The following is a 13,904-nucleotide window of genomic DNA, read 5'->3' as shown; positions in this document are numbered from 1 at the left end:
GGCGGCCGGCAGCGCATCCTGGACGCGCTCGCCGCGTCCGTCCGCGTGGGCGACGGCACGGTCGAGATCCTCTGGCGGTTTTAACTGTTTATGCCCGCCGCTTCTGCGACGCGCTGCGTGTCGTGCAGGAGAACCTGGATGCGAAGAACTACTACGCCTTCAACCCCGAGTTCGACGTGCGCCCCCCGCAGAACAACCGTCCCCTGCCCCCGATCCAGCCGCGCGGGTAACCTGTCCCAAGGAGGAGGGCGGACCGTCTCCGCCCCCCTCCCCCCGCCGCGGGGCTTGGTAAATTTTACATTGGCCGATTCTGCCGTCCCCCCCTGGCAAGCGCCGCCGGGCTGCTGTATAATATATTTAAATGTTGCCAATTTATCGGGCAGGTCCCGCACGCTTTGCACAGGCGGCGTGCCGCGTGCCGCCGCAGGAGGATTTCCCATGTACCGTGTACTGATTGTAGACGACGAACCCTTTGTATGCCAGCTGCTGCAAAAGCTGATCCGCTGGGATGCGCTTTCGCTCCGGCTGCTTGGCACCGCGGAAGACGGCTTTTCCGCTTGGGAGCGCATCCGGGAGGAGCGCCCGGATATCGTGATCACCGATATCCGCATGCCCGGCCTGGACGGCCTGGAGCTTGTGCGGCGCACCCGTGAGGCGCAGATCGACGCAAACTTTATCATCATCAGCGGGCACACCCAGTTTGAATACGCTTTCAGCGCCATCAAGTACGGCGTGGAGGATTACCTCGTCAAGCCGATCAACCAGGAGGAGCTGAACGAGGTGCTCGGCAAAATTTGCGGCAAGCGCTCCCTGCTCGACCGCAACGAGCAGCGCGACGCGCTGCTGCGCACCAGCCTGGACAAGCTGCGTGAAAATTACCTGCTCGACCTGATCGGCGGGCGCCGGCTGCCCGCCGGCCTTGCGGAATTTAACGAAAGCTGCCACTGCGCGTTCGTGCCCGGGCTGTTCCAGGTAATCGCCGTGCGGCCGGACGGCAACGCGCAGTATCACGCGCCGCGCCGCGAGCTGGAGGTCATCCTGTCCCGCGCCGCAGCCGCCGTGCAAAAGGCGCAGGATTTCGCGGTGGTCACCTGCATCGCGGACGGCTTCCTGTACTGCGTGTTCAATTTCCAGCCGGACGACCGCCCCGCGCTCGCACAGAGCTACCGCCTGATCATGGACGAGCTGTTTACCGTGCTCAACCTGTACCGCAACTGCGANCCCCGGTGGGCGCCGCCCGCGCTGGCCGCCTGCTTTGCCTGCGGCGCGCTGCTGTTTTACACCCGGGTCTTCCTGCCGCAGCTCCGGCTGTACCGCACGGTTGCGCAAATCAAGGCCAGCGGCGGCAATTACCGCGACGCGCTCTACCACCTGATGGGCGATACGGAGCTTTACCAGCAGGTCGGCGAGCTGTTCGACCTGATCCGCGACGCGATCAAGCAGGAATACTCCGCGCTGATCCTGGAAAAGCAGTCCGAACTGAGCAGCCTCCAAAGCCAGATCAACCCGCATTTCCTCTATAACACGCTGGAGGCCATCCGCGGCAAGGCCATCCTGGAGGACGTGCCGGATATCGCCAACATGGCCGAAGCGCTGGCCTCCCTGTTCCGCTATAGCATCAGCCGCCGCGGGGATATGGCCACGCTGGAAGACGAACTGCGCAACCTGCGCAATTACATGGTGGTGCAGCAGTACCGTTTTAACAACAAATTCTGCCTGCGCATCCTCGCGGACGAGGACGACGCCCTGCTGCTGGCCGAGTTGCCGCGCATGACGCTGCAGCCGGTCGTCGAAAACGCGGTCTATCACGGCCTGGAGACCAAAATCGGCCGCGGCACCATCACCATCCGCGTGGAGGAGACCGAAAACCGGATCCTCATCACCATCAGCGACGACGGCGTCGGCATCGCGGAGGACAAGCTGATGCGCCTCAACGCCCTGCTCATGCTGCATGCGAACGCCCCCGCCCCGGCGAAGGACAGCGCCTCGGGCATCGGCATCGCGCTTGCGAACGTCAACCGCCGCCTCAAGCTGTGCTTCGGGGAGACGTACGGGCTTAAGGTCTACAGCACGCCGGACGTGGGCACGGACGTGGAGGTCAGCATCCCGCGTCCGCAGCGGAAGGGGGATGCGCCTTGAAACGTGAAATCCTGCGCATGGACAATGTGCGCACGGCCGCCGGGGTGCACCCGCTGCGCGCGGGCAACCTGACGCTTTACGAGGGCGAACTGCTGGGGCTGGCCGGCCTGCGCCCCTCCGGCGTGCGCGAACTGGTGGACGTGCTGATGGGGCGCCTGCCCGTGCAGGGCGGCACGGTCTTTTTGTGCGGGCGGCGCACCGCGTTTGCGGGCGAGGCGGCGGCCAACCGCGCGGGCCTGTACGAGCTGCACGCCGGGATGCGCCTCAACGCCGGGCTGACCGTCGCGGAAAACCTCGTGGTCACGACGCACCGCAGGCAGCGGCCGCTCGTCATCTCCTACCGCCAGATCAACGCCATGTGCCGCCACTACCTCGAGCTGGTCGGCCTGGACGGCCTGGCGCCCGACACGCCCGGCGGCGCGCTCACGCCCTTTGAGCAGCATCTTGTTCTGCTCGCCAAGGCCGTGTATGAGGACGGCCGCATCGTCGTGCTGGACAACATCGCCCAGGAATACGCCCCGCGCGAGGCCGGCGCGCTGCTTGGGGTGCTGCGCCGCCTCACCCGCTGCGGGCTTTCCTTCCTCCTGACCACCTACACCGTGAGCGGGTTGCTGCCGCATACCGACCGGGTCACGGTGCTGCGCGGCGGCGCAACGGTCGGCGTGCTGTATCCCGGCGACGGTTCCTACGAGAAGCTGACGCATATCCTGCTGGGCAGCCAGCCCGCCGCCGTCCAGAACCTCACCCGCCCCTCCGGCCGGGAAATCCTGCGGCTCGCAGGGCTGACCACCGCGCATTGCGCCCGCCCGCTCGACCTGTCCGTGCGCGCTGGGCAGATCTGTGGCCTGTCGGACGAGGAAGGCCGCGTCTCCGGGGATATCTTGCAGATCCTGTGCGGCACAGCGCCCGGCAAACGCACCGGCGGCGCCATCCTGCTGGACGGCGCGCCCTACCGCTGCCGCACGGTCGGCCAGGCGCTGCGCGCGGGCGTCATGTACCTGCCGGAAAACCCGCAGGACAGCGGCCTGTGCCCCAATATGACGGTTGGGGACAACCTGCTGCTGCCCGCCCTCAAAAAGCTGCGCCCGCGCGCGGGATACGTCGGACGCAGGCTGCGCCGCTGCATGGAGGACGAATTTGAGGAATACGCCCGGCAGGAGGGCATCCCCTTCCCGCGCGGCGCGTGTATCGGCACGCTGCCTGAGCGCACGCGCTGGTGCGTCCTGTTCTTCCGCCTCTCTATGCTGCGCCCCAAGCTGGTCATCCTGATGAACCCCTTTGCCCGCACGGACGAAATGCTCCGCAAATACGTGTGCGACAAACTCCAGGCGCTGGGACGGCAGGGCAGCGCCGTGCTCGTGGTTTCGAGGAACGCCGGCGACGTGGCGGCCGTCTGCGACGAGGTCATCCCCCTGCCCCAATGACGCAAAAAACCGCAGCCCCTTGCCGGGGCCGCGGTTTTTTATACCCTTTTTACCACATGGTGTAGCCGCCGTCGATCCGCAGGTCGATGCCGGTGGCATAGCTCGCCAGGTCGCTCGCGAGGAACAGCACCGCGCCGGTCATCTCCTCCGCGGTGGCAAACCGCTTCATCGGGGTGCAGTCCATGTACCAGTCCAGCTTGTCCTGCGCCGACCGCTCGTGCGTCGTCGAGTAGACATAGCCTGGGCTGATGCTGTTGACCCGGATGCCGAATTGCAAATAGTCCGCTGCCAGCGCTTTGGTCAGGTGCATCACCGCGGCCTTGCTGGCCGGGTACGCGACCTCATAGCGCTCGCGGTCGCGGCGGCGGTTGATGATGTGCGCGGACATCGAGGCGGTGTTGACGATCGCGCCGCCGTGGCCGTGTTCCCGCATCACGCGGGAGGCCGCCTGGTTGACGAGCAGCATCCCCTTGGCGTTGATCGCCATGGTCTTCTCCCAGGTCTCGGCCGGCATGTCGCCGTCGTCGTCCGGGAAGGACAATCCCGCGTTGCTGTGCACGGCGTGCAGCGTGCCGAACGCTTGCACGGTGCCCTCCATGAGCGCCGCGACCGAATCCGGGTCGGTCACGTCCGCCGTCAGCGCGATACAGCGGTTGCCGTAGGCCTGCGTGAGCTGGCCGGCATAGCCCTCGACCTTGTCCCGCATGCCGCCGATGTCGCTCAGCACCACGTTTGCGCCAAGTTCGGCAAAACCCGCCGCGGACATCAGCCCGATCTGCCCGGCCGCGCCCGTCACCAGTACGGTGCGGCCTTTGAAGGAAAACTGATCCAGCACGCTTTTGCGTGTCTCCAGGGTCAATAACGGTACCATAAGCGCCTCCTAGTGCAATATATCTTTTGTTTATTACAATGAGTAATATTCTCCTCCAGAAACCACGAGCACCGCGCCCGTCACATGCCGCGCCTTGTCGGATGCGAGGTAAACCGCCGCGTCCGCCACGTCCTCAGGCTGCCCGATCCGCCGCAGCGCCGTGGACGCCCTGTACGCCTCGATCCCTTCGGGCGTATTCAGGAAATCGCGCGCCGCCATGCCGCACTGCACCGAGCCGGGGCAGACCGCATTGCACCGCACGCCGGACGAGCCAAGCTCGAGCGCGGCAACCTGCGTGATCCCGATCACCGCGAGTTTGGACGCGCCGTACGCCGCTTCCCCCCGGCAGGGCTTCTTGCCCGACCCGGACGAAATATTGACGATCGCCCCGCCGCCTGCCGCCGCCATCAGGCGGCCGCCCTCGCGCGTCATCAGGAAGGTGCCGCGCGCATTGACGGCAAAGGTGCGTTCCCAGTTTTCCAGCGTCGTGTCCAGGAAGGGCTGGCGCGTGAGCACCCCGGCGCAATTGACCAGGATATCCAATCTGCCGAGCCGCGTAAAGAGCGCGCGCACCTGCCCTTCGTCCGAAATGTCGAGGGCTTCGGCAGTGGCGGGCAGCCCCTGCGCCGCCTGTGCCGCCGCTTCGCCGTCCCGGTCGCAGCAGACCACCCGCGCGCCCTCGCCGCACAGCGTGCGTGCGATCACGCGGCCGATCCCGCCGCCCGCGCCGGTTACCAGCGCGGTTTTGCCTTGGAGCAGCATCCGTCCCCTTCCCCCTTTCTAAGCCGTATGGATTTTTGGGGCAGACGGCTTATGCCTGCTCCTGCTTTTTCTTCTGGAATTTCGACATCAGGATGGATTTGCCGCCCTGTCCCTTGCTCTTGGCGTCCGCGACGACCGCGATCAGGATCAGCAGGCCCTTGACGATCTGCTGGATATAGGGCGAAACGTTCAGCAGGTTCAGCACGTTGTTCAGCACGCCGATGATCATGCAGCCGACCACCGCGCCGAACATAGTGCCGATGCCGCCGCTGAAGCTCGCGCCGCCCAGGATGACGCCGATGATCGCGTCGAATTCATAGTTGACGCCCGCGTTCGGCTGGCCGACGTTCATGCGGCTCATGAGCGCGAAGCCCGCCACGCCGGACAGCGCGCCGCAAATCGTGAACGCGATGACTTTGACCTTATTAATCCCCACGCCCGAGGCCTTGGCGGCCTCCTCGTTGCCGCCCACCGCGTAGATATAGCGCCCGTAGGAGGTGCGGTTGAGCACGAACCACGCCACGACGAACAGCACCGCCGCAAGGATGACCACGTTCGGCACGCCGAACAGGCTGCCCTGCCCCAGGATTTTGAACGATTCCTGCCCGATCACGACCGGCGCGCCGTGCGATACGAACAGCGCGATGCCGCGCGCGGTGATCTGCATGCCCAGCGTGACGATGAAGGGAGGCAGCGCGTACCGGGTGACAAAGAAGCCGTTGCACACGCCCGCCAGCGCGCCGACCAGGATGGCGACCACGATCGCCAGCACCAGCGAACCCGTGCCGACAAACGCCATGGCCGACAGCACGCCCGAGACGCACAGCACCGAGCCGGGGCTGAGGTCGGTCTGGCCGGCGATGATCAGCAGGCACTCGCCGTAGGCGATAATCAGTACGACCGAAATCTGCTTGAGGATGTTAAAAATATTGGTCGGCGTCAGGAAATTGCTGCTCAGGATGGAACAGATCACCACAAGCAGGATGAGCAGCAAAATAATGCCGTAGCGTTTCAGGATTTGCATGGGGCTTATCTTCTTATTCATCATGTCCCCTCCATTGCATAACGTAATATCTTCTCAGAGTCCGCCTCCGCCCGGCTAAGCTCGCCGGTGATACGGCCGTTCGCCATCACGAGGATGCGGTCGGACATGCCGAGCACCTCGGGCAGCTCGGAGGAGATCATAATGGTCGCGATGCCCTCCGCGGCCAGCTCGCACATGTACTTGTATATTTCGTGCTTCGCGCCCACGTCGATGCCGCGGGTCGGCTCGTCCAGGATCAGCACGCGCGGCGTGACCAGCAGCCATTTGCCCAGGATGACCTTCTGCTGGTTGCCGCCGCTCAGGGAATCGACCCGGCAGTCCATATCCGGCACCTTGATGCGGAAGCGCTCGATCTGCCGCTGGACGTCGCCCCGCTCGGCCTTCGTGCGCAGGCAGTAATGGCGGTAACGCCGCAGGTGCGGGAGTGTGATATTTTCCCCGACCGAGCGGATGAGCACCGCGCCCTGCGCCTTGCGGTTTTCCGGCACCATGACGATGCCGTGGTCGACCGCGTCGCGCGTGCCCCGGATGCGGATGCGCTTCCCGTCCAGCACGATCTCGCCCGCGTCGTATGGGTGCAGCCCGAACACCGCGCCCAGCGTTTCCGTACGCCCCGCGCCGATCAGGCCGGCAATCCCCAGTATCTCGCCCGCGTGGACGGAGAACGACACGTCATGGAACACGCCTTCGCAGCGCAGGCCGCGCACGCGCAGCACTTCCTCGCCGATCGGCACCTCAACCTTGGGGAAGTACTCGGTCATCTCGCGGCCGACCATCATGCGGACAATCTCGTCCTTGCTGAGCTCGGCCATCGGCCGGGTGTCGATCGTCTCGCCGTCGCGCAGCACCGTCACGCGGTCCGCGATCTGCGCCAGCTCCTCGAGCCGGTGGGAAATATAGATAATTGTAACGCCGTCCTGTTTCAAACGGCGGATAAAGTCGAACAGGATGCCGACTTCCTTATCGGTGATCGAGGAGGTCGGCTCGTCCATGACAATCAGCTTGGCGTTGCGGGACATCGCCTTGATGATCTCGATCATCTGCATATTGGCGACCGAGAGCGCCTTCATCTTGTCATACACGTCATAGGGGAACTGGAAGCTTGCAAATAGCTGCCTTGCGTCGTCGTACAGCTTCTTGAAATCCACCGTGCCCAGCTTGGTCTTAGGCTCGCGCCCGAGGAAAATGTTTTCCGCAATCGTCATTTCAGGGACTTCGTTCAGTTCCTGATAGATCATCGAAAGGCCGAGGTTCATCGCCGCGCGGGTATTCGGGATGGTCACGCGCGCGCCGTCCAGGTAGATATCCCCCTCGTCGGCCTGGTAAACCCCGTTCAGGATCTTCATCAGGGTGGACTTGCCCGCGCCGTTTTCGCCGATCAGGGCGTGGACCGTGCCCTTTTCCACCTCAAAGGTGACATTCTTGAGCGCCTTGACGCCCGGGAAGCTTTTGCTGATGCCCTGCATCCGCAGGATTGCCGTTTTCAATGCCATTCACCACCATCCGCGTCTCCCGGACGGTTTGCGGGCGCGCGGGCACTGCCGCGCGCCCAGACCGCCGGGGTTAAAAAGAAGAAGAGAGAAAAGGGAGGTTTGTGCGTTATAAGTAATCCTTGGCGTTGTCCTTGGTAATCAGCTCGAAGGGGATGATGACCTCGTCCCCGCTGAACTCGCCCTTCAGGATCTGCAGGGCGGTCTTGCAGCTTTCGTAAGCCTGCCCTTCGGCATTCTGGAATACGGTCATAGCCATTTCGCCGTTTGCGACCTTCTGCACCGCCTCCGCGTTGCCGTCGACGCCGCATACGAGCTTATCCTTGCCCGCGGTGCCCAGCACCTCGAGCGCGCCCAGCGCCGCCGAGTCGTTCTGCGACACATACATAGTGAAGTCCGGGTACGCCTGCAGCCAGTCCTCGCACAGCTTCATGCCCTGGTCGCGCATGCCGCCGCTCGTCTGTTCCGCCATGCACTTGATGTCCGGGCGCTTTTCCGCAAGCACTTCGAGCAGGCCCTCACGCCGCGCGATCTGGCCGGTCTGACCCATTACCAGCATGGCATAGACATAGGTTGCGTTTTCCGGGGCGTTCTCCGCAATCCACTCGCCCTGCATGCGCCCCGCGTCGATATCCTCCGAGCCGACATAGACGAAGTCGCCGCCCGTCGTCTTGGTATTACAACATACGACCGGGATGCCCGCGCCGTTGGCAAGCTCGATGCCCGACGTACAGGCGTCCGCCTCCGTGGGCTGGATGACGATCGCGTCCACGCCCTGCGACAGGTAGGTGTCGATATGGTTAAGCTGCATAGTCGGGTCGGCCTTGCCGTCCAGGACGATAAACTCGACCTCGTCGGCAAATTCCGCCGCCGCCCGTTCCACGCCCTTATTGAGCAGGATGGTAAAGTCGTCCGACATGTTCGCCAGGCTGACGCCGATCTTCAGCTTTTCTGCGGTGCCGCCTCTGTCCTGCGCGGCGGGCTGGCCGCCGTCGGCCTTTGCCGCCCCATCGTCACTGCCGGAGCAGCCGGTGAGCAGGCCCGTCCCCAGCATAAAAGCGCACAATGTCATGGCTAGCAGTCTCTTTTTCATGTTCTTTCCTCCTATTTCCGCAATACCTGTTTATTTGCCCAACCCCTGCAGGACGGCGTCCGCCAGGCCGCGCGCCGAAAGGCCGAACCGTTCCAGCTGGTCGGGGTAATCCGCAACCTTGGAGAATACGTCGGGTACGCCGCAGCGCACCACCCGCGCGCCCGCATCCATTGCACCGGCCTCCTCGCAGACCGCCGCGCCCAGGCCGCCTAGGATGTTGTGCTCTTCGGCCGTGACGAGCAGCGGCACGCGGGACGCAAGCGCCCGCACCAACGCGCCGTCCAGCGGCTTGACCGTATGCAGGTCGGCCACGGCCACCTGCAGCCCGTGTTCCTGCCGGAGCAGCTCCGCGGCCTCCAGCGCGTTGGCAACCACCGCGCCCGCGGCCAGGATGGCGGCGTCCGCGCCGTCCCGCAGCAGGACGCCCTTGCCGATCGTAAAGTCGTAGTCCTCCTTGTAGACCGGCGGGAAGCCCCCCTTGCCGGTCAGCCGGATGTAAACCGGCCCCTTGTACTGCGCGGCCGCCTGCACGGCCTTGGCCGTTTCCAGGCCGTCCGCCGGCGCAATCACGGTCATATCCGGCATGGCGCGCATGATCGCAAGGTCCTCAATCGCATAATGCGTATACCCCTGCGTGCCGATCGTCACGCCCGCGTCCGCGCCGACCAGCTTGACGTTCGCCTTCATATAGGCCACGTCGGTGCGCACCTGCTCGCAGGCGCGCATGCTGATGAACGCGGCGAAGGAGGTGCAGAAAACCGTCCTGCCCTCCAGGGCGATCCCGGCCGCCATGGTCACCATGTTCTGCTCGGAAATGCCGACGTTGGCAAAACGCTCCGGGTAGGCCTCCTCAAACTGCCTGACGCGCGAGGTGGACGACAAATCCGCCGTCAGCACCATCAGGCTGTCGTCCGCGCGGGCGGCCTCCATCAGGCCGTAGCCGAATGCGCCGCGCGGCCCAAGGGACGATAGCTTCTGAATCAGTTCGGTGTTTACCAGCATCATGCCCCCTCCTTCCCGTGTGCCTGTTCGAGTTCGGCCATCGCCGCCGCAACCTGCTCCGGGGTGATGCTGCGGTGATGCCAGTCGTTGTTATTCTCAAAGAACGATACGCCCTTGCCCTTGACGGTGTGGGCGATCACCGCGCGCGGCTTGCCCGCAGGGCGGCTCCGTTCATGCAGGCTGTCGAGCAGCGCGCCCGCGTCGTGCCCGTCCACATCCGTGGCTTCCCAGCCGAACGCGCGCCACTTGGCCGCCATATCGTCCATATCCATCACCTTACGGCACAGGCCGTCGCTCTGCAGCCGGTTCCGGTCGACGATCACGGTCAGGTTGTCCAGCCCGAACTGGCGCGCCGCCATCGCGGCCTCCCAGACCGAGCCTTCGTTGCACTCGCCGTCGCCGACCAGCACGTAGGTCTGGTAATCCCGCCCCGTGCGCTTGGCATGGAGCGCGACGCCGACGCCGAGCGACAGGCCGTGCCCGAGCGAGCCGGTGGAATACTCAAGCCCCATGTCGCGGTGCATACACGGATGCCCGGGCAGCAAGCTGTCCTTGGTTTCAAAGGTGTGCAGCAGCCCTTCCGGCAGGAAGCCGGCTTCGGCGAGCGTGATGTAATAGGCTACCGAGCCATGCCCCTTGCTCAGGATAAACCGATCCCGCCCGGGATCGTCCGGATGCGCGGGATCGCTCCGCAGCACGCCGAAAAACACCGCTGAAATGGCTTCCGCCATGGAATACGCCGAGCCGAAGTGCGCGCCGTGCGGCCCGGCCTCCAGCCCCATTTCCAGCACCCGGCGGCGCAGGCGGTAGGCCTGTTCCTCGACCAGCCGGATCGTCTCGCTGCGTGACCTCATATCGATTCCTCCTTCTCCATGCCCGCGCCCCCTTTGCGGGAGGCGCGGGATGTTGTGCATATTATCCAATCCATTTCCTGGCGCGCGCTTTGTTTTTGTTATCTTTATTATAGCGGGCGGTTATTTTCGACACAATGCGACAAATTTTAGATTAAGGGGGGTATCCTTTTGTTTTTGCCCGCAAATAAAAAAAGCAGCAGCCGGCGTTTCCGCCGGCTGCTGCCGTCCGTACCCTATCCGGGCTGTTTTAAAAATACATAGCGCCGCCCGTCCGACCGCGCCGCGCAATAGGCGTACCCCAGCCGGTCGAAGCCGCGCGCATCGCGCACGTCCGTGATCCCGTGCTCCGCCAGAAAGCGCACCATTTCGCCGCGCGCCATCTTGACGTGGACCCCTTTTTCCCGCACCCGGCCGCCTTCCAGCTCGCCGAATACGCAGCCCACCATCCGCGTGCCCGCAGGCAGGTGCTGCGCGACCGCCTTGCTGTACTCTGCCGACGCGAGGTTCAGCACGACGCCATCCTCCGGGCAAAAAGCCGCCCCGAGCCTGCCGCCCCAAAATGAATACAGGCTATCATAGCCGCCCACCCGCACCCGCGCCTGCATCTCCAGCCGGTAGGGCGCCACCCCGTCGAATGGGCGCAGGACGCCGTAAAAGCCGGACAGGATGCGCAGGTGCGCCTCGGCATAGGCAAACGCCCCGGTTTCAAACACCTGGGGCGCCATATAGCGGTACTGGATGCCGTCAAACGCCAGGATGGCGGGCGACAGGCCGCGCCGCAAATCCATCTGCTGATACTGCGCGTAGCTTTCCGCCGCAATTTTTTCGTTGCAGCGCAAAAGCTGCCGCAGCGCATCCGGCGGCAGCGCGCGCAGGTACGCGAGCAGGGTTTCGGTTTGCTCCAAAAACGCCGGCAGCGCCCTGGGCGCGAGGAAATCGTGCGCGATGCGCATCTTTTTCGCCGGTGAAATGATAATCTCCATCCGTCCCCCCTACAGGCGCTGCTCTCGGAACTTGCCGGGCGACACGCCGGTCGCCTTCTTGAACACGCGGGTAAAATAGCTCTGGTCGTCGAAGCCGACCGCGACCGCGATGTCCGCGATCGAGCGGCGCGCGTCCATCAGGTAAATCTTGCTCCTGTCGATGCGCAGGCGGTTGACATACTCCGTGAACGTGCACCCCAGCTCCTCCTTGAGGATGCGGCTCAGGTGCGAGCGGGAGAGGTAGACGTGCTCGGCCACCTCGTCGAGCGTCAGCTTCCCCTGGAAGTTCGTCTTCACGTATTCCGATACCTTGTAGACGATATCGCGGTGCTTGATATGCTTGAAATCGAATACGCAGCTGATGTATTTATGTACGATCGCACTGAGCCAGCGGCTGAGCGCCTCGATGTTCGTAAAGTTCTGGATTTCCTTGACGTAATTGTCGCTGAGGAAAATGATCTCGTCCGCGTCCGCGCCGCCCTCGATCGTCGCGCGCGACATGACCACAAGCAGTTCGTGCACCCGCGACTTGATGACGCCGAAATCCGCGCCGCTGGCGAAATAGATATAGCCCAGCAGCTCGTTGAGCAGCTTCTGCGAGCCTTCCTTGTCCCCGGCGCGGATCAGCCGCTGGAGCTGGCGCTCGCTCTCCATCGGGTAGGGCATGGGCGTGTCCTCGGGCGTGCGCGCGGAAATTTCGTACATCATCTGGAGCAGCTCGGCGTGATGCCCGGAATCGACGTCCGGCGCCGGTTCGCTGCCCGCGATATAGCACGCGGCAGCGTGGATGACCTCGCTGAAGGAGCGGGTCTGCGCCGTGTTCATGTGCGGCACGGACTCCAGGCCGTCCAGCGTCTGCAGGTCGCCGTACCACAGGTCGTCTGGGTCGTCAAAATTGGCCATCAGGATTGGCCCCGTGACCAGGCAGTAATTCATCGCCGCGCCCTGGAGCAGGATTGGCGTGGCGATAAAGGTCAGGCCGCGCGGACAGTGGTAGATATACTTGCCGTCCCACCGCTCCGCCTGGTACGCGCCGTACAGATGGGTCTGGTATGCGGTACAGCAGAACTGCGCGGTATCGCAGCTATGCTGGAACGGCTGCCCGGAAAAATCCCCGGCCTCGATATCCAGCAGCACGCAGGTCGTGCCCGTTATATTCGCGATGTGTTTGCAATAATGCAAGCAGCGCTCTTTTAAATCACCCATATAATCCCCTCGCCGGAAGCCGGTATAAAAAAACGAGGCGAACCGGACGGTCCGCCTCGAAATCGGCATTTCTGAAACAATCAGGCTGTGCAGATAGACAGCGCAACGTCTGCCGCCGTCGCGGCGTCGGCCGTGTAACGGTCTGCGCCGATGGAGTCTGCGAACGCCTGGGTAACCGGCGCGCCGCCTACCATGACCTTGACCTTGCCGTTGAGGTCGCAGGCCTGGACAGCCTCGACAACGCCGCGCATCTCGTTCATGGTGGTGGTCAGCAGCGCAGAGCACGCGATGATATCCGCGTTGTTCTCACGCGCAGCCTCGATGAACTGCTCGGTGGAAACGTCGACGCCGAGGTCGACGACCTTGAGGCCCTTGCCTTCCATCATCATGCGCACGAGGTTCTTGCCGATGTCGTGCAGGTCGCCCTTGACCGTGCCGATTACGACACAACCCTTCTCCTCAACGCCTTCCTCTACCAGGTAGGGGCGCAGGACGTCGATGCCGCGGGTCATCGCGCGAGCGGCAATCAGGACTTCCGGTACGAAGACCTCGTTGTTCTTAAACTTTTGGCCGATGATGTTCATGCCGTCGAGCAGGCCGTTTTCCAGGATTTCGCCGGGGGCGATGCCCTCGTCCAGCGCCTGCTGTACCATCGCCTTGACCTTGGGCGCGCGCCCCTGCTGCAGTAACGTGCTGATTTCAGATAAAGTGCCCATGTCGCAATTCTCCTTATATAATAAACCAATTTCCGCAGCGGGCTGGCCGCCGCCCCTTCATTGGTCTTATTATACCGTACCCGTTTCCAAAAGCCTTGCACAATCTTTTCATTTTTTGTACTGGATACACAAATTGCGTCCATTTCACCGGAATCCTTCTTTAATTTATTTTACCACGCCCCGGCCGCGGGCGCAAGCGCGCGGGACGGCCGCGCCCCCGTAAAAAACAGCCGACTCCCCGCGGCAATCCGCATTGACTTTACGCCGCAGGCGGGTTACAGTAAGGACAGGCAATCCCCATCCGATAAATAAAGAGGTG

General features: G+C 63.7%; 12 protein-coding genes. 2 read left to right on the top strand and 10 right to left on the bottom strand.

The features are described 5' to 3' along the window. Positions 1-90 precede the first annotated feature (90 nt). Positions 91-2,139, top strand: a complete 2,049-nt coding sequence (locus CZ203_RS12335; RefSeq protein ID WP_087066414.1) for a response regulator — start codon at positions 91-93, stop codon at positions 2,137-2,139. Next, complete coding sequence (locus CZ203_RS12330) at positions 2,136-3,563, top strand: ATP-binding cassette domain-containing protein (protein WP_087066413.1); 1,428 nt, start codon at positions 2,136-2,138, stop codon at positions 3,561-3,563. Before CZ203_RS12335 ends, CZ203_RS12330 begins: the two co-directional genes overlap by 4 nt. A gap of 49 nt (positions 3,564-3,612) precedes the next feature. On the opposite strand, the gene CZ203_RS12325 is transcribed toward CZ203_RS12330, so the two are convergent. The 10 genes from CZ203_RS12325 to CZ203_RS12280 all read right to left on the bottom strand — a co-directional run bounded on the left by CZ203_RS12325 (position 3,613) and on the right by CZ203_RS12280 (position 13,585). Beyond that, positions 3,613-4,434, bottom strand: a complete 822-nt coding sequence (locus CZ203_RS12325) for an SDR family NAD(P)-dependent oxidoreductase (RefSeq protein ID WP_087066412.1) — start codon at positions 4,432-4,434, stop codon at positions 3,613-3,615. A gap of 33 nt (positions 4,435-4,467) precedes the next feature. Next, positions 4,468-5,196: an SDR family NAD(P)-dependent oxidoreductase gene (locus CZ203_RS12320; protein ID WP_087066411.1), complete on the bottom strand. Its 729-nt coding sequence runs from the start codon at positions 5,194-5,196 to the stop codon at positions 4,468-4,470. A gap of 49 nt (positions 5,197-5,245) precedes the next feature. Next, a complete protein-coding gene (locus CZ203_RS12315) occupies positions 5,246-6,241 on the bottom strand; it encodes an ABC transporter permease (RefSeq protein WP_087066410.1) in 996 nt (331 codons plus the stop codon). Continuing rightward, positions 6,241-7,734: a sugar ABC transporter ATP-binding protein gene (locus CZ203_RS12310; protein ID WP_087066409.1), complete on the bottom strand. Its 1,494-nt coding sequence runs from the start codon at positions 7,732-7,734 to the stop codon at positions 6,241-6,243. Before CZ203_RS12310 ends, CZ203_RS12315 begins: the two co-directional genes overlap by 1 nt. A 106-nt stretch (positions 7,735-7,840) precedes the next feature. Further along, entirely contained in the window at positions 7,841-8,824 is a 984-nt protein-coding gene (locus CZ203_RS12305) for a substrate-binding domain-containing protein (protein ID WP_087066408.1), read from the bottom strand. A gap of 30 nt (positions 8,825-8,854) precedes the next feature. Further along, positions 8,855-9,829, bottom strand: a complete 975-nt coding sequence (locus CZ203_RS12300; RefSeq protein WP_087066407.1) for a transketolase family protein — start codon at positions 9,827-9,829, stop codon at positions 8,855-8,857. Continuing rightward, positions 9,826-10,680 carry a transketolase gene (locus tag CZ203_RS12295; protein WP_087066406.1) on the bottom strand — a complete coding sequence of 285 codons (855 nt, stop codon included), beginning with the start codon at positions 10,678-10,680 and terminating at the stop codon, positions 9,826-9,828. The genes CZ203_RS12300 and CZ203_RS12295 overlap by 4 nt, the downstream gene beginning before the upstream one ends. Before the next feature lie 233 nt (positions 10,681-10,913). After that, positions 10,914-11,663: a peroxide stress protein YaaA gene (yaaA, locus tag CZ203_RS12290; RefSeq protein ID WP_087066405.1), complete on the bottom strand. Its 750-nt coding sequence runs from the start codon at positions 11,661-11,663 to the stop codon at positions 10,914-10,916. Between the two features lie 9 nt (positions 11,664-11,672). Further along, a complete protein-coding gene (locus CZ203_RS12285) occupies positions 11,673-12,869 on the bottom strand; it encodes a helix-turn-helix domain-containing protein (protein WP_159456513.1) in 1,197 nt (398 codons plus the stop codon). Positions 12,870-12,949: 80 nt separating this feature from the next. After that, positions 12,950-13,585: a corrinoid protein gene (locus CZ203_RS12280; protein ID WP_087066403.1), complete on the bottom strand. Its 636-nt coding sequence runs from the start codon at positions 13,583-13,585 to the stop codon at positions 12,950-12,952. Positions 13,586-13,904: the final 319 nt, after the last annotated feature.

Source organism: Intestinibacillus massiliensis (assembly GCF_900155735.1).
In the GTDB taxonomy this organism is placed as follows: domain Bacteria; phylum Bacillota; class Clostridia; order Oscillospirales; family Butyricicoccaceae; genus Intestinibacillus; species Intestinibacillus massiliensis.
This window is presented reverse-complemented; position numbering and strand designations above follow the sequence as displayed.

Bases quoted from the DNA above. Each gene is read 5' to 3' on its own strand.
- CZ203_RS12300 (WP_087066407.1), bottom strand. From the start codon at position 9,829: ATGATGCTGGTAAACACCGAACTGATTCAGAAGCTATCGTCCCTTGGG.
- yaaA (WP_087066405.1), bottom strand. From the start codon at position 11,663: ATGGAGATTATCATTTCACCGGCGAAAAAGATGCGCATCGCGCACGAT.
- CZ203_RS12320 (WP_087066411.1), bottom strand. From the start codon at position 5,196: ATGCTGCTCCAAGGCAAAACCGCGCTGGTAACCGGCGCGGGCGGCGGG.
- CZ203_RS12295 (WP_087066406.1), bottom strand. From the start codon at position 10,680: ATGAGGTCACGCAGCGAGACGATCCGGCTGGTCGAGGAACAGGCCTAC.
- CZ203_RS12285 (WP_159456513.1), bottom strand. From the start codon at position 12,869: ATGGGTGATTTAAAAGAGCGCTGCTTGCATTATTGCAAACACATCGCG.
- CZ203_RS12305 (WP_087066408.1), bottom strand. From the start codon at position 8,824: ATGAAAAAGAGACTGCTAGCCATGACATTGTGCGCTTTTATGCTGGGG.
- CZ203_RS12280 (WP_087066403.1), bottom strand. From the start codon at position 13,585: ATGGGCACTTTATCTGAAATCAGCACGTTACTGCAGCAGGGGCGCGCG.
- CZ203_RS12315 (WP_087066410.1), bottom strand. From the start codon at position 6,241: ATGAATAAGAAGATAAGCCCCATGCAAATCCTGAAACGCTACGGCATT.
- CZ203_RS12325 (WP_087066412.1), bottom strand. From the start codon at position 4,434: ATGGTACCGTTATTGACCCTGGAGACACGCAAAAGCGTGCTGGATCAG.
- CZ203_RS12310 (WP_087066409.1), bottom strand. From the start codon at position 7,734: ATGGCATTGAAAACGGCAATCCTGCGGATGCAGGGCATCAGCAAAAGC.